Origin of the sequence: Salarchaeum japonicum (assembly GCF_020614395.1) — an archaeon.
GTDB lineage: Archaea > Halobacteriota > Halobacteria > Halobacteriales > Halobacteriaceae > Salarchaeum > Salarchaeum japonicum.
Genome location: NZ_CP085324.1, coordinates 72443 through 86760, shown reverse-complemented (window position 1 = coordinate 86760; position 14318 = coordinate 72443). Strand labels below are relative to the sequence as shown.

The following is a 14318-nucleotide window of genomic DNA, read 5'->3' as shown; positions in this document are numbered from 1 at the left end:
CCCGCCTAGCTGATTTCCGCGTACTGCTCGGAGAGCTTCTCCGCCGCCTCGCCGAGCTGGTCGCGCTCGTACTCCGTCAAATCCCACTCCACGACTTCTTCGACGCCGCTCGCGCCGAGCTTCACCGGCACGCCGAACGCCGTGTCCTCGTGCCCGAACTCGCCCGCGAGGGGAATGCTCGCCGGGAGCACTTCGCCCGTGTCGCGGAGCACGGCCTCGACCATGTGCGCGACGCCCGTCGCCGGCCCCCACTGGGTCGCGCCCTTCCGCTCGATGACGTTCATCGCGGACTCCTGGAGGTCGGAGAGGATTTCGCTCCGCTCGTCCTCGTCGAACGACGGGTCGCGGCCGTCCACGCGAACCTTCGAGAACACCGGCACCTGCGCGTCGCCGTGCTCGCCGAGGATGGTCGCCTCGACGTTCTGTACGGGCACGTCGAAGCGCTGGGAGAGCACGTACCGGAACCGCGCGCTGTCCAAGCGGCCGCCGAACCCGATGACCTTCTCGCGCGCCCGCTCACCCGTCTCGTAGAGGTGGCGGTTCAGGAGGTCGACCGGGTTCGAGGTGGTGATGGAGACGAAGTCGTCGTTGTACTCCGCCAGACTCGACCCGATGTCCTCCATGATGGGCGCGTTGTCGCCCGCGAGGTCGATGCGGGTCTGTCCGGGCTTGCGCGGAATCCCGGCCGTGATGACGACCACGTCCGACCCCTCGGTGGCGGCGTAGTCGCCCTGCACGACCTCCGTGTTCGAGTCGTACGCGATGCCGTGGTTCGCGTCCGCGGCCTGCCCGACCGCCTCGTCCTCCTTCTCGGGGATGTCCACGAACACGAGTTCGTCCACCACGTCGCGGAGCGCGAGACTGTAGCCTGCCGCAGCGCCGACCGTACCCGCCGCGCCGACGATGCTGACTTTCGCCATACCCGAGAGTCCTCGCGGCGTTCTGTTAAGCGCTTCGACACCACCGACGACCGCCGGCTTCAGGGGTCGGAGACCGACACGGAGCCGTCGCCGTCGAGTTCCACGACCAGCCCACAGCGCTCCCGGAACCGCTCGATGACCTCGGGATCGTGCACCTCAGTGGACACGTGGAACAACCCGACCGCGTCGTGCTCGCGGAGGAGGTCGGCGAGCCGGTCGAGCGCGTCCAGCGCGCGCTCCTCGTCCGCGTAGTACGCGAGTTCCGTGATGGAGTCGAAACTCACGCGGCGCTTCCCCTCGGTGGCGTCGAGGAAGTCCTCCGCCACCGCGACGATGCCGTCCACGTCGTCCGGCGAGGACACGTACCGGATGTGCTCGGAGCCCCGCCGCGAGTACCCGCGGTCGACGCTCAACGCGTCCAGGACGTCCGCTCGCGATTCGTCCACGTCGTAGTAGTCGAGTTTCTGCTCGACCTCCCGCGCGGTGGTGCGCGTGGAGATGACGAGGAAGCGATCCGTGTCCGTCTTCAGGAAGTCCGTGTCGATTCGGTCGGTCTCCGCCGTGCTCGGATGCAGGAGGAGGACGCCGGTTCCCCCGGGAATCGACGCCGGCCCGCCCTCGATTGCGAGTTCGTAGTCCACACACTGGGACAGGGGTGCCCGGAACTTAACTTCCGCTGGCGTGCACGGCGAACACTCCGCTCCGCGGACGCCCGTTCGCCGGGTTTCGCGCCGGCGTCCTCGACCCAGTTCAGGTCACGCCGTCCGCTGGCCGCGGCTTCGTATGTGAAGGTTCGGCGGCGGAGAAACGAGACGGTCGCCTAGAGGTCGCGGCTGTTGAACCGGAGGTAGCCGACGAGGGGCGCGAGGACGAGCCACGCGACCAGGAGGACTATCATCGTCGGGCCGTCGAGGAGGACGGTGTCCGGGAGGCTGCCCAGGCCGGTGCCGAACCCGGCTTCGGGGACGAAGTTCGCGAGCGCGAACGTGTACGCGCCGGACGGCGGGATGACGTTGAAGACGAGGGGCCAGACGGCGTCCGGGGAGACGTTCAGGTCGAGCAGGGCGACGAGGCCGGTGGGAATCAGGGGGAGGATGAACTCGACGAGGATGAAGAACCCGGCCGCGCCGATGGTGGCGCGCCCGCTGTCGTTCGTCAGGCTGGAGATGCCGACGCCGATGGCGGTGTAGACCGCGCCGAGGACGAGCGAGAACACGCCGAAGACGGCGAAGGACGCGAGCGTGTACTCGTCGTAGAGCGCGAGCATGACGAGGAGGCTGACGGCGAGGCCGACGACGATGGAGAGGGAGAGGACGGCGGCGCGTCCGACGACCTTCCCGACGACGGCGTCGCGTCGGCTGTGGGGGAGTGAGAGGAGGAGTTTCGCGCTCCCGGACTCGACTTCGCCCGCGATGGATTTGTGGCCGACGACGAGTCCGGTGATGGGGACGAGGAGCGTGACGGGACTGGAGAGGAAGGCGATGAGGCCGAGCGTGTCCACGGTGGGGTCGCCGGTTCCGCCGCTCTCCGTGAACACCTGATAGAGGTAGGCCATACCGGCCATGAACAGGACGAAGAGGATGGTGAGCCCCCAGAGCATCCGGGAGCGCACGGCGTCCTGGAAGTCCTTTTTCGCGACGACGGTCCAGCTCATTGTGCGTCCTCCGTGTACGCCGCGAACACTTCGTCCAGGCTCGCTTCCTCGGTGGCGAAGTCGTTGACGGTCACGCCCGTGCTCTCGATGGCGTCGAGCACCCGGGTTTTCGCGTCGCTGCTGGCGCGCACGCGGATGGTGTCGCGGTTGGCGTCGACGTGCTGGACGCCCTCGACGCCGCGCGCGGCTTCCATGGCGTCCGGGGTGACTTCGTCCACGACGACGGTGAGGACGGTGCCGGTGCCGACGGCGTTCCGGAGGCCGCGGATGGTGTCCTCGGCGACGAGTTCGCCCTTCCGGAGGATGCCCACGCGGTCACAGACGGCTTCGACCTGTTCGAGGATGTGACTGGAGAAGAAGACGGTCGCGCCGCGGTCGGCTTCTTCGAGGATGAGTTCGCGCATCTCGCGCGCGCCGTTCGGGTCGAGGCCCGTGCTGGGTTCGTCGAGGATGATGAGTTCGGGTTCGCCCACGAGCGCCATCGCGAGCGCGAGGCGCTGTTGCATCCCTTTCGAGTACCCGCCGGCTTTCCGGTCGCGGTCACTGGGGTCGATGCCGACGCGGTCGAGGAGGGCGTCGGGGTCGTCGCTCGCGCCCTTCGACTCGACGGCGAACTCGACGTGCTGGCGGCCGGTGAGGCGGTTGTAGACGGAGAACCCCTCGGGGAGCACGCCGATGTCGTCGCGGATGGAGAGCGAGTCGTCGTGGGCGTCGCGGCCGAGGACGCGCACGTCGCCCTCGGTGGGGCGGACGAAGTCGAGGATGATGTCGATTGTGGTGGACTTCCCGGCACCGTTCGGGCCGAGGAAGCCGAACACCTCGCCGTCCTCGACTTCGAGGTCGACGCCGCGGAGGGCTGTGACGTCGCCGAACTCCTTTCGGACTCCGGCTAGTTCTATCGCTGCCATGTCCGGCGAATGTCACCCTGATGTGAAGAAGATACCGGAAAAAACTGCCTAGAGGTCTACTGTGGCGAACCGAGCGCTCCCGAGTGCGAGCGGCACGACCGCCCAGGCGAGGAGGACGGCGAGCGCGACCGCGAGGTTCCCCGCGCCCTCGACGGGGACGCCGGCGGCGCGGAGCACGTCCATGTAGGCGGTCGTCGGGTTGAGCGCCGGATACCACGACAGCCAGTCCGGTCGGAGGGTTCCGGGCCACGCGAACCCGTTGAGGACGTAGCGCGCGGCGTCAACGGGGAACCACCAGTAGAGGAGGAGGCCGCCGACGCCGATGCAGCCGAGGAGCGCGCGGGTCGGCGTTCGGGTCGCGGCCGACCAGCCGACGGCGACGCCGACGAACGCGGCGGTGAGCGCCAGGCCGGCGAGCAGGATGCCGGCCGCGGCGACCAGTCCGTCGATGGGGTGGGCGCGCGTCACCGCGAACGCCGCGCCGACCGCGAGCAGGACGGCCACGGGTATCGCGGTGGTGACGAACCGGGCGAGCGCGGTGCCCGCGACGAGTTCGTGCCGCGAGACGGGGAGCGAAAGCGGGATGCGGAGGCGGCCGGACTGCAGCGGGCCGTTCACGGCGTCGTAGCAGTTCGACGCCACCGAGATGGGGACGACGAGCAACAGCACGGGCCCGAACAGCCGCATCGTGTTCGGCGCGCTCCACGCGCTCTCGGTCAGGAAGTCGATGCCGCCGGCGACGAGCACGGCGAACAGCGCCGCGCCCGCCGTCGACCACGCGAGACTGCCGTCGGCGCGCGCCACCCGCACGTCCTGTCGCGCGACGACCAGCCAGCCGGGCGTTCTGGAGGGCATACTCGGCGTTCCCGGCCCCACTCCCCTAAACGTACCTACACCACGTCCTCGGGGTCGTGGCGCTCCATCATCCGCCCGACCTCCTTCTGGTACTGCTCGCGGCGCTCCGCGTCCGTCACGGGTTCGAGTGTGTCGTCGTCCACGGTCGTCGCGGCGGTCGGTTCCGCGGCGTGCAGCGACCGCTCCTTGTGGAGCACGCGCTCGCCGTCCGGCGTCGCGTACACCAGGCTCAACAGTCCCTTGTCCGTGTACTCGCGGTAGACCAGCCACACGCGCGTCTCGCTCATACTCCGGGGTTTCGCGCTCGACACCTTAACGCTGGCCGCTCTCGGTCTCGTCCGCGCGCTCGACCACGCCGACGTCCGTGAACTCGAAGCGCGCGCCGCCGGAGTCGCTCTCCCCGATGGAGACCGTCCAGCCGTGCGCGTCCGCGATTTCCGCGACGATAGCGAGCCCGAACCCCGTCCCGTCCGCCGTGGTCGTGTACCCGGATTCGAACACGCGCTCGCGTTCCTCGACGGGGATGCCGGGGCCGTCGTCCGCCACCGCGAACCCGCTCGGGAGGTCGGAGACGGTGACCGTCGCGTCCCGTCCGGCGTGCTCGACGGCGTTCCGGTAGAGGTTCGCGAACACCTGGCCGAGACGGCTCCGGTCGGCGCGAACGTGGTTCGTCGCCGGAACGCGGAGCGTCGCGTCCCGCGCGTCCACGGTCTCCCAGGACGCCTCCGCGCGCGCCGCGAGGTCGACGGTCTCGATGGTCTCCACGCCCTTGCCCTCCTTCGCGAGCACGAGGAGGCTGTCCACGAGTTCCGCCATCCGGTCGTGCGCGGTTCTGATGGCGTCCACGCGCTCGTCGTCGCCGTCGAGCAGTTCCGCGTACCCCATCGCGACGTTCAGGGGACTGCGGAGGTCGTGGCTCACCACGTCCGCGAACCGCTCCAGTCGCGCGTTCTTCCGCGCGAGTTCGGCGCTCGCGCGCTCGCGCTCCGTCACGTCCACGTACGCGTTCAGGGACTCGCCGCCGTCCGGGTCGAGCGGCGTCGCGGTGAGGAGGAAGGTGCGGCGCTCGCCGTCCGCGACCTCCCGCTCGACCTGCCGGCGGACGCTCTCGCCCCGCCGGATGTTCGCGTTCACGGCGTCCGCGGAGTCCTCGTCGCCGTCCGGGACGATGAGGTCGTCGAGCGCCGCGCCGCGGAGGCGGCTCGCGCTCACGCCGAACGTATCGACGAACGCCTCGTTCGCGCGCTCCACTTCCGGGCCGTCCCCCGCGAAGGACGTGAGCACGAGCGGCACGGGCACCGCGTCGAACAGCGCGGCGAACCGGTCGCGTTCGCGCTCGGCGCGCTCCTGCGCCGCGTGCAGGTCGGTCACGTCCTCGTTCACCGCGACGAACCCGACGATGTCGCCGTCGTCGCCCGTCACGGGCGAGATGGTTTGCTGGGCGACGTACCGCGTGCCGTCCTTGCGCGCGTTCACGATTTCGCCCGTCCACACGTCCCCGGAGAGGATGGTGTCCCAGAGGTCTTCGTAGAACCGGTCGTCGTGCACGCCGGACTGGAGGACGTTCGCGTTCGACCCGACGACTTCCGCCGCGTCATACCCCGTCTGCTCCTCGAACGCGGGGTTGACGTACTCGATAGTCCCCGCCCTGTCCGTCCAGTAGATGGAGTGCCCGGCGCTCTCCACGGCCGCCCGGAACGCCCGCGGTTCGACCTCCGCGAGCGCGTCCGGGACACCGTGCGAACCCATTACGTAGTTGAAGGCACCACCGCTACTTAAGCGTGGCTCGCACCCTCACGCCGTGGGCGCGTCGAACCCGACCCCGAACGACCGCCCCGTGAGCTTCCGGGGGCGAAGCCGGTAGTACGCGGAGTCGAGTTCGTCGAACCCGCGCTCCGGAATCACGTTCACCGTCGGGAGCCACGCGTTCTCCGCGATGGCCGCCGTCGCCGCCGATTCGCCGTCGCCTGAAACGGCCTCGATGGGACCGCGCGCGAGCACGCTCCGCGGCGGAGCTTCGCTGTACGCGGTGAACGACGCCACGTCGGTCGCCTCGATGCGCGCCATCTTCTCGCTGTCCTCGTCGTAGATGAGCTGGAAGTAGAGCGCGTCCCCGTCGTACCCGAACGACTGCGGCACGGCGTAGGCGTCGTCGTCGGTCGCGAGCGAGAGCGTGCCCGTGCCGCGTTCGGTGAGAACGTCGTCGATGGCGGTCGCGTCGAGTTCGGCTGTGCCCATGCGGGCGATGTGGTAGCCTATCGGATACGCGTTGTGCTGGCGGTCGGCGGGCACGCTTATCAGCGCCGCCGGCGAACCCCTCCGTGATGTCCGTCGCGCTCTCCGAGGTGTTGTTCGACGGCGAGTCGGTCGTGGAGCGCGTGGACTGCGGCGCGAACGCGCTCGTCGTCACCACGCACCGCGTCGTCGCGCTCACGCCGACCGGGAGCGGCGAGCGCGTGCGGTACGCCGACCGCCCGAACGTCGAGACGGTGCGCGTGGAGACGGCGGGCGCGACCCGCCATCTCCGCTTCGGCCTCCGGCAGACCGCGTTCGCCCTCTTCCTGTTCGCCGCCGGGACGCTGTTCTCGCTCGACGGCATCGCGGACTCCGTGACGGGCGCGACCGGCACCGCGCGCGAGGTCGGCGTCGGGTCGCTCGTGCAGGTGCTCTCGATGGTCGCGCTGTTCGCGCGGTACTTCGACGACGCGCTCGTCGCCCTCGGCGGCCTCACCGCCCTGCTCGCCGCACTCGGGTTCGCGCGCTACCTCCGCTCTCGCTCGCGGGCGCTCGTCGTGGAGACGTACGGCGGCGACGAACTCCGCGTTCCCGCGCCCGACGCGGACGCCGAGACCGCGGGACGGGTTCTGGAAGCGCTCGACTGAAACCCCGCGAGCGCCAAACTTCGGGTGATGGACGCGAGTCAGGTGCGCGAGCGCGCCCGCGACCTCCCCGCCGACCCCGGCGTCTACCAGTTCCTCACCGAGGACGGGGTCGTGCTCTACGTCGGGAAGGCCGTGGATTTGCGTTCGCGCGTGCGCTCCTACGCCGACCCGCGGAGCGACCGCATCGCCCGCATGGTCGAGCGCGCGAGCGCCCTCGACTTCGCGGTGACGGACACCGAGACGCAGGCGCTCCTCCTCGAAGCGAACCTCATCAAGCGCCACCAGCCCCGGTACAACGTCCGCCTGAAGGACGACAAGTCCTACCCGCTGGTGCAGTTCACCGACCACGACTACCCCCGCATCGAAATCACGCGCGACCCCGACGAGGGCGCGACCGCCTACGGCCCCTACACCGACAAATCGCGCGTCGAGACGGTGGTGAAGGCCGTCCGCGAGCAGTACGGCGTGCGGGGCTGTTCCGACCACAAGTTCTCGAACCGCGACCGCCCCTGCCTCGACCACGACATCGGCCTGTGCACCGCGCCCTGCACGGGCGAAATCAGCCGCGAGGACTACGTCTCCGATGCTGACGCGGTGAAGCGCTTCTTCGAGGGCGAAACCGGGATTCTCGCCGACCCGATCGAGCGCGCGATGACCGAGGCGGCGGACCGCGAGGAGTTCGAGCGCGCGGCGAACCTCCGCGACCGACTGGACGCCGTGCGGGCGTTCCACGGCGGCGGCGGGGAGGCCGTCGCCGGCCACGGCCACGAGCGCCACGTGGACGTGCTCGGTGCCGTCATCGAGGGGGACAGCGCGACCGTCGCGCGGTTGCACGCGGAGGACGGCCAGCTCGTGGAGCGCGACCAGCACCGCGTGGACGCCCCCGAGGGCGAAGACCGCGTCGCGGCCGTGCTCGCCGCGTTCGTCCCGCAGTACTACGCCGAGCGCGACCTCCCGGACGCCCTCCTCCTCCCGGAAGACCCCGACGACCCCGACCTGGACGCGTGGCTGGACGCGGAGGGCGTGGACGTGCGCGTGCCCGGCGCGGGCCGCGAAGCGACCCTGGTAGACCTCGCGCTGAAGAACGCCCACCGGCGCGCCGGCGGCCGGGACGAACTCGGCGCGCTCGCGGACGCCCTCGGCATCTCCCGCCCGACGCGCATCGAGGGGTTCGACGTGAGCCACGCGCAGGGCAAATCCGTCGTCGGGAGCGACGTGACGTTCGTCGAGGGCCGCCCCGAGAAATCCGATTACCGGCGGAAGAAGCTCACCGAGGAGAACGACGACTACGCGAACATGCGGCGGCTCGTCCGCTGGCGCGCCGAACGCGCGCTCGCCGGCGAGGACGACCGCCCCGACCCCGACCTCGTCCTCATCGACGGCGGCCGCGGGCAACTCGACGCCGCGCTCGACGCGCTCGACGAGACCGGCTGGGAGGTTCCGATAGTAGCGCTGGCGAAGCAGGAGGAGGTCGTGGTCGCGCCCGACCGCTCGTACGACTGGCCGGGCGACGCCCCTCAGTTGCACGTCCTCCAGCGCGTCCGGGACGAGGCCCACCGCTTCGCCGTCCAGTACCACCAGAGCCTCCGCGACGACGTTTCGACCGCGCTGGACGACGTCGAGGGCATCGGCCCGGAACTCCGCAAGCGCCTCCTCCGGCGGTTCGGGAGCGTCGAGGGCGTGCGCGGGGCGTCCGAAGAGGAACTCCGCGGCGTCGAGGGCGTCGGCGAGGCGACGGCGGAGACGCTCGCGCGCCGGCTCTGAGAAGGGGACGCGGCCGGGGTGCGGAGGGGACAGTGGCCGCGTCGGTGGCGGCGAACGGGGAGGAGGTCGCCGCCGGTGTTCGCTACACGCTCACCAATAATAAAACCTACTTACACTAATTCAAACCTAGTTGTTTTACTGGGGTGGGCGTCCCCGAACGCGTATGGACTCGGTTCCGCTCTTCGACTCCTACACCGAACGCAGCGAGATTCTCATGCCGAACCAGACGAACAACCTCGGGCGCGCGCTCGGCGGCGCAGTCCTCCACTGGATGGACATCTGCGGCGCGATTACGGGCCGGCGGTTCGCCCGCCGGCAGGTCGTCACCGCCTCCATGGACCACGTGGACTTCCTCGCGCCCATCGACCTCGGCGACATCGTGACGGTTCGCGGCTACGTCTTCGACACCGGCGCGTCCAGCCTCGACGTGAAGGTGGACGTGAGCGCGGAGCGCCCCAGCGAACGCGAGAAACGGGACACGACGAGTTCCTTTTTCACGTTCGTCGCGCTCGACGACGACGAGAACCCCGCGAGCGTCCCGGACGTGGCGACGCCGACGGACGAGGAAGCCGAACTGCGCGCCGACGCGCTCCGCGAACGCCGCGAGCGCCGGGAGGCGATTCAGTCCCAGTCCAACTGACCGCCGGACTGGTACTCCGTCACCGTGGACTCGAAGAAGTTCTTCTCCTTGTTCAAGTCCGCTTGTTCTGCCATCCACGGGAACGGGTTCTCCGTGCCGAACACGGGCTCCATGCGGAGCTGGCGGAGCCGCCTGTCCGCGATGTACTCGACGTACTCCACGAACTGCTCGCTCGACATCCCGAGCACGTCGTCCGGGCACGCCTCCCGCGCGTACCGCGCTTCGAGGTCAACGGCCTCCCGAATCAGCCCCTCGACCTCGTCCTCGAACGCGTCCGTCCAGACGCCGGGGTTCTCGTCCCGAATCTGATTGATGAGGTCGACGCCGAAGTTCAGGTGGAGGGACTCGTCGCGCATGATGTACTCGAACTGCTCGCCGATACCCACCATCTTCCCCTGGCGCTTCAGCGCGAGCATCATCGCGAAGCCCGCGTAGAAGAACACGCCCTCCATCACGACGTAGAACCCCACGAGGTCGCGCACGAACTCCCGGAGGTCGTCCGTGCTGTCGATGGTGAAGTCGTCTCGGTCGAGCGCGCGCGTCAGGTCGACGACGAACTCGTCTTTCGCCTCGATGGCGGGGATGCGGTCGTACATCCCGTACATGTAGTCCGGGTCGAACCCGAGGCTGTCACAGCAGTAGATGAAGGTGTCCGTGTGGATGGCCTCCTCGTACGCCTGCCGGAGGAGGTACTGCCGGCACTCCGGCGCGGTGACGTGCTCGTACACCGCGAGCACGAGGTTGTTCGCCGTGAGCGACTCCGCCGTGGAGAAAAAGCCGAGGTTCCACTCCACGAGCTGGCGTTCCGCGTCGCTGAGTGCGTCGCCGCGCCACTGGGACACGTCGTCCTGCATCGGCACCTCCTCCGGCGTCCAGTTGTTCGCGACGCCCTGCTGGTAGTACTCGCGCGCCCAGTCGTAGTCGATGGGCAGTATCTTGTTCGGGTCGTGCTGGCTGTCGGTGTTGATGACGGGCATTACTGACAGGCCTCGCAGGTCGGATCCTCGACGCTCGGCAGGCTGTTCCCCTCGTCATCGTCGTCGCTGTCGTCGCCCCGGAACTGGGTGTCGTCGTACTCCGTCATGTCGAGCGTGGACTTCTCTATCTGGCTCGCGCCGAGCGTGCGGAGGTAGTACGTCGTCTTCAACCCCAGCTCCCACGCGGTCGTGTACACGTCGTCCAGCTTACTCCCGTCCGTCGAGGGGAAGAAGACGTTGTGGGACTGACTCTGGTCTATCCAGGTCGCGCGCTCCGCCGACAGCCGGAGCTGGTGACGCGGGTCGATTTCGAACGCCGTCCGGTAGAGCTCTTGCAGGCTGTCCGGCACCTCGTCTATCTCCTGCACCGAGCCGTCGTGGTAGGTGAGCTTGTCGCGGAGTTCGTCCGTCCACAGCCCCCGTTCTTTCAGGTCTTCGACGAGGTGGGTGTTGACGCGCGTGAAGTCCCCGCTCATGTTCGACTTCACGTAGAGGTTCGAGTAGACGGGTTCGATGGAGGGCGTCGTGCCCGCGATGGTCGAAATCGTCGCGGTGGGCGCGACCGCCATCGTGTTCGAGTTCCGCATCCCGTACTCGCTAACCTTCTCCCGCACCCGACTCCAGTCGAGGCGTTCTTCGACCTCGATGGGTGTCTCGCGGCCGCGCTCTTCTTCGAGGAGTTCGACCGTGTCCTGCGGGAGGATGTCCCGGCTCCACTTCGACCCCTCGAAGGACTCGTACGCGCCGCGCTCGGCCGCCAGCTCCGTCGAGGACTCGATGGCGTGGTAGGCGACGAACTCCTGTGCGCGGTCCGCGAAGTCGAGCGCGTCCGCGGAGTTCATCGGGACGCGCTGGGTGAGCAGGGCGTCGTGGAACCCCATCACGCCCAAGCCGACGGGCCGGTGGCGCATGTTCGAGCGCTCCGACTTCTCGCTCGGATAGAAGTTCAAATCGACGACGTTGTCAAGCATCCGCATCGCCGTCCCGATGGTCTCCCGGAGTTTCTCGCGCTCCAGGCCGGACTCGGTGACGTGCCGGGAGAGGTTCACCGACCCGAGGTTGCAGACCGCGGTCTCCTCCTCGGAGGTGTTGAGCGTGATTTCCGTGCAGAGGTTCGAGGAGCGCACGACGCCCGCGTGGTCCTGCGGCGACCGGACGTTGCAGGGGTCTTTGAACGTAATCCAGGGGTGGCCGGTCTCGAACAGCCGGGTGAGCATCGTCCGCCAGAGGTCGCTCGCGTCCCGCCGCTCGTAGTTCTCGATTTCCCCGGCGTCCGCCAGGCGCTCGTACTCCTCGTACTTCTCGACGAACTCCTGGCCGTAGGTCTCGTGGAGGTCGGGAACCTCGTCGGGGGAGAACAGCGTCCACTCGCCGTCGTTCTGGACGCGTTCCATGAAGAGGTCGGGCACCCACGCGGCGGTGTTGAGGTCGTGGGTGCGGCGGCGCTCGTCCCCGGTGTTCCGCCGGAGGTCGAGGAAGTCCGGGAAGTCGAGGTGCCAGCACGCGAGGTAGGCGGCGGCCGCGCCCCGGCGTTTCCCGGAGCGGTTGATGGCCCCCGTCACGTCGTTCGAAATCTTGAGGAAGGGGACGACGCCAGTGGACTCGACGCCAGTGGAGGAAATTTCCGCGCCGGTGGCGCGGACGGGCGTCCAGTCGTTCCCGAGGCCGCCCGACCACTTCGAGAGCTTCGCGTGCTCGTGGTAGCCTTCGAAGATCCCGTCCAGGTCGTCGGGGATGGTGGTGAGGTAGCACGAGGAGAGCTGGGCGTGCGTGGTGCCGGCGTGGAAGAGCGTGGGCGTGGAGTGGACGAACCGCAGGGTGGAGAGCATGTCGTAGAACTCCTCGGCGTACGCCTGCCGGTCGCCCTCGTCCTCGCGGAGCGCGACGCCCATCGCGACCCGCATCCAGAACGTCTGCGGGAGTTCGATTGGAGAGTCGTCGTCTCGGAGGAAGTACCGCTGGTAGAGGGTGTCCATCGCGGTGTAGTCGAGGCGGTCGTCGCGGTCGAGTTCCAGGGAGTCGGCGAGCGCGTCGAGGTCGTAGGTGAGCATGCGCTCGTCCAGGATGTCCGCGGCGACGCCGCGCTCGATACCGTCGACGAGGGACTCGCGGTACGCGGCGTCGCTGGTGGGGTCGTCGAGGCGTTCGCGGCGGTCGCGTTCGCGCTGGACGCGCGCGGCGACGGCGTCGTAGGCGGGGTCGCGGTCGATGCGCGCGGTGAGCGTGTCGGTGAGGGCGTCGTACTGTTCGCGCGCGCTGGCGTCGGCGTAGCTGTTGCGTTCGGCGGCGGCGACGAGGTCGCTCGCGGTGGCGTCGTCGATGGCGTCCTCGTGGCCGTCGCGGGCGCGGTCGAGCACCGCGCGGAGCGATACGGTCGCGGTCTGGTGTTGCTGGCTCATGTGTGGTGAGTGCCGCCGCTGGCCGGAGCTGTCGCTCCCGGAGAAGGGCGGCTGTTCGGTCGCTCCCGACGGATTCGGCGCGTCGGGCGTACTCGATGTAGTGCGCCGGAACCGACATAAGGTTTTCCAACACACTTGCACAAGATAAAGTACAGTTTAACGTGCGTGCCGTGGCTTTATGTCACTCGTGGCGAACCACCACACATGAGCGGACGCGACGACCTGTTCTACCAGCTCGGCCGGCTCACCGCCGGCGGCCTCCCCCGCCGCCTCGTCGGCGTCCTCGGAGCGCTCGCCGTGCTCGCCCTCGCCGCCGTCCTCTTCTCCATCCTTTCGCCGCTGTACGCCGCGGGCGCGCTCCTCCTCGTGCTCGCCGCCGCCACCGTCACCGCCTCCGTCGAAGTCGTGCAGGCCTACGAGAAAGCCGCGCTCACCGTCTTCGGCGAATACAGGGGCTTACTCGACCCCGGCATCCACGTCGTCCCGCCGTTCGTCTCCCACACGTACGCGTTCGACATGCGGACGCAGACCCTCGACGTCCCCCAGCAGGACGCCATCACGCGCGACAACTCGCCCGTCCACGCCGACGCCGTCGTCTACGTCCGCGTGATGGACGCCGAGCGCGCGTTCCTCGAAATCGAGGACTACCGGAACGCCACCGCGTCGCTCGCGCAGACGACGCTCCGCGCCGTCATCGGCGACATGGAACTGGACGACACGCTCTCCCGCCGGGACACCATCAATCAGCGCATCGACGACGAGCTCGCGGAGCCCACCGACGCGTGGGGCGTCCGCATCGAGGGCGTCGAGGTGCAGACGGTGATGCCGAGTCAGGGCGTCGTGAGCGCGATGGAACAGCAGGCGTCCGCGGAGCGCCGCCGCCGCGCGATGATTCTCGAAGCGCAGGGCGAACGCCAGTCCGCCATCGAGACCGCGCAGGGCGACAAGCAGGCCGCCATCATCCGCGCGCAGGGGTCGAAACAGAGCCAGATTCTCGAAGCCCAGGGCGACGCCGTCGCCACCGTCCTCCGCGCGCGCTCGGCGGAGTCGATGGGCGAACGCGCCATCGTCGAACGCGGCATGGAATCCCTCGAAGCCATCGGCCGCTCGCCCTCCACGACCTTCGTCATCCCCCAGGAACTCACGAGTCTGGTGGGCCGGTACGGCACTCACCTCTCCGGCGGCGTCGAATCCGGCACCGGCCTGGAGAGCCTCGACTTCGACGCGGAGACGCGCGAACTCATCGGCATCGACGACTACGAGGCCGACTTCGCGGAAGCAGAACGCCAGTAACCCTCACCGTCCTCCACTCCCGTTTT

14 protein-coding genes are annotated in these 14318 nt (G+C 69.0%); 4 read left to right on the top strand and 10 right to left on the bottom strand.

Translation table 11 applies throughout. From position 1 onward, the window contains the following. Nucleotides 1-5: 5 nt before the first annotated feature. From mdh to LI334_RS00425, 8 genes are all read right to left on the bottom strand, one after another. Complete coding sequence (gene mdh, locus LI334_RS00460) at nt 6-920, bottom strand: malate dehydrogenase (RefSeq protein WP_227261203.1); 915 nt, start codon at nt 918-920, stop codon at nt 6-8. Between the two features lie 59 nt (nt 921-979). After that, nucleotides 980-1561: a DUF7090 family protein gene (locus tag LI334_RS00455; RefSeq protein WP_227261202.1), complete on the bottom strand. Its 582-nt coding sequence runs from the start codon at nt 1559-1561 to the stop codon at nt 980-982. A gap of 179 nt (nt 1562-1740) precedes the next feature. Then, complete coding sequence (locus LI334_RS00450; RefSeq protein ID WP_227261201.1) at nt 1741-2574, bottom strand: ABC transporter permease; 834 nt, start codon at nt 2572-2574, stop codon at nt 1741-1743. Next, nucleotides 2571-3482, bottom strand: coding sequence for an ABC transporter ATP-binding protein (locus tag LI334_RS00445; protein WP_227261200.1), 912 nt, complete (start codon nt 3480-3482; stop codon nt 2571-2573). The genes LI334_RS00450 and LI334_RS00445 overlap by 4 nt, the downstream gene beginning before the upstream one ends. Before the next feature lie 48 nt (nt 3483-3530). Continuing rightward, nucleotides 3531-4337: an ABC transporter permease gene (locus LI334_RS00440; protein WP_227261199.1), complete on the bottom strand. Its 807-nt coding sequence runs from the start codon at nt 4335-4337 to the stop codon at nt 3531-3533. 35 nt (nt 4338-4372) lie between these two features. After that, nucleotides 4373-4624 carry a hypothetical protein gene (locus LI334_RS00435; protein ID WP_227261198.1) on the bottom strand — a complete coding sequence of 84 codons (252 nt, stop codon included), beginning with the start codon at nt 4622-4624 and terminating at the stop codon, nt 4373-4375. Nucleotides 4625-4649: 25 nt separating this feature from the next. After that, the gene (locus tag LI334_RS00430) at nt 4650-6086 is read right to left on the bottom strand and encodes a sensor histidine kinase (RefSeq protein ID WP_227261197.1); all 1437 of its coding nucleotides are present in this window, start codon (nt 6084-6086) and stop codon (nt 4650-4652) included. 45 nt (nt 6087-6131) lie between these two features. Continuing rightward, a complete protein-coding gene (locus LI334_RS00425; RefSeq protein ID WP_227261196.1) occupies nt 6132-6575 on the bottom strand; it encodes a pyridoxamine 5'-phosphate oxidase family protein in 444 nt (147 codons plus the stop codon). Nucleotides 6576-6661: 86 nt separating this feature from the next. On the opposite strand from LI334_RS00425, the gene LI334_RS00420 reads away from it, so the two are divergent. From LI334_RS00420 to LI334_RS00410, 3 genes are all read left to right on the top strand, one after another. After that, nucleotides 6662-7219 carry a hypothetical protein gene (locus tag LI334_RS00420; RefSeq protein ID WP_227261195.1) on the top strand — a complete coding sequence of 186 codons (558 nt, stop codon included), beginning with the start codon at nt 6662-6664 and terminating at the stop codon, nt 7217-7219. Nucleotides 7220-7246: 27 nt separating this feature from the next. Then, the gene (locus LI334_RS00415; protein WP_227261194.1) at nt 7247-8983 is read left to right on the top strand and encodes an excinuclease ABC subunit C; all 1737 of its coding nucleotides are present in this window, start codon (nt 7247-7249) and stop codon (nt 8981-8983) included. Between the two features lie 163 nt (nt 8984-9146). Next, a complete protein-coding gene (locus LI334_RS00410) occupies nt 9147-9623 on the top strand; it encodes an acyl-CoA thioesterase (RefSeq protein WP_227261193.1) in 477 nt (158 codons plus the stop codon). Here the strand turns inward: LI334_RS00410 and LI334_RS00405 are convergent. Both LI334_RS00405 and LI334_RS00400 read right to left on the bottom strand, forming a co-directional pair. Continuing rightward, entirely contained in the window at nt 9605-10600 is a 996-nt protein-coding gene (locus LI334_RS00405; RefSeq protein WP_227261192.1) for a ribonucleotide-diphosphate reductase subunit beta, read from the bottom strand. The genes LI334_RS00410 and LI334_RS00405 overlap by 19 nt on opposite strands. Then, the gene (locus tag LI334_RS00400; protein ID WP_227261191.1) at nt 10600-12999 is read right to left on the bottom strand and encodes a ribonucleoside-diphosphate reductase subunit alpha; all 2400 of its coding nucleotides are present in this window, start codon (nt 12997-12999) and stop codon (nt 10600-10602) included. Before LI334_RS00400 ends, LI334_RS00405 begins: the two co-directional genes overlap by 1 nt. Before the next feature lie 204 nt (nt 13000-13203). On the opposite strand from LI334_RS00400, the gene LI334_RS00395 reads away from it, so the two are divergent. Further along, complete coding sequence (locus tag LI334_RS00395) at nt 13204-14292, top strand: SPFH domain-containing protein (RefSeq protein WP_227261190.1); 1089 nt, start codon at nt 13204-13206, stop codon at nt 14290-14292. The last annotated feature ends 26 nt before the right edge of the window (nt 14293-14318 follow it).

Bases quoted from the DNA above. Each gene is read 5' to 3' on its own strand.
- LI334_RS00420 (WP_227261195.1), top strand. From the start codon at position 6,662: ATGTCCGTCGCGCTCTCCGAGGTGTTGTTCGACGGCGAGTCGGTCGTG.
- LI334_RS00435 (WP_227261198.1), bottom strand. From the start codon at position 4,624: ATGAGCGAGACGCGCGTGTGGCTGGTCTACCGCGAGTACACGGACAAG.
- LI334_RS00440 (WP_227261199.1), bottom strand. From the start codon at position 4,337: ATGCCCTCCAGAACGCCCGGCTGGCTGGTCGTCGCGCGACAGGACGTG.
- LI334_RS00415 (WP_227261194.1), top strand. From the start codon at position 7,247: ATGGACGCGAGTCAGGTGCGCGAGCGCGCCCGCGACCTCCCCGCCGAC.
- mdh (WP_227261203.1), bottom strand. From the start codon at position 920: ATGGCGAAAGTCAGCATCGTCGGCGCGGCGGGTACGGTCGGCGCTGCG.
- LI334_RS00450 (WP_227261201.1), bottom strand. From the start codon at position 2,574: ATGAGCTGGACCGTCGTCGCGAAAAAGGACTTCCAGGACGCCGTGCGC.
- LI334_RS00400 (WP_227261191.1), bottom strand. From the start codon at position 12,999: ATGAGCCAGCAACACCAGACCGCGACCGTATCGCTCCGCGCGGTGCTC.
- LI334_RS00410 (WP_227261193.1), top strand. From the start codon at position 9,147: ATGGACTCGGTTCCGCTCTTCGACTCCTACACCGAACGCAGCGAGATT.
- LI334_RS00445 (WP_227261200.1), bottom strand. From the start codon at position 3,482: ATGGCAGCGATAGAACTAGCCGGAGTCCGAAAGGAGTTCGGCGACGTC.
- LI334_RS00405 (WP_227261192.1), bottom strand. From the start codon at position 10,600: ATGCCCGTCATCAACACCGACAGCCAGCACGACCCGAACAAGATACTG.
- LI334_RS00425 (WP_227261196.1), bottom strand. From the start codon at position 6,575: ATGGGCACAGCCGAACTCGACGCGACCGCCATCGACGACGTTCTCACC.
- LI334_RS00430 (WP_227261197.1), bottom strand. From the start codon at position 6,086: ATGGGTTCGCACGGTGTCCCGGACGCGCTCGCGGAGGTCGAACCGCGG.
- LI334_RS00395 (WP_227261190.1), top strand. From the start codon at position 13,204: ATGAGCGGACGCGACGACCTGTTCTACCAGCTCGGCCGGCTCACCGCC.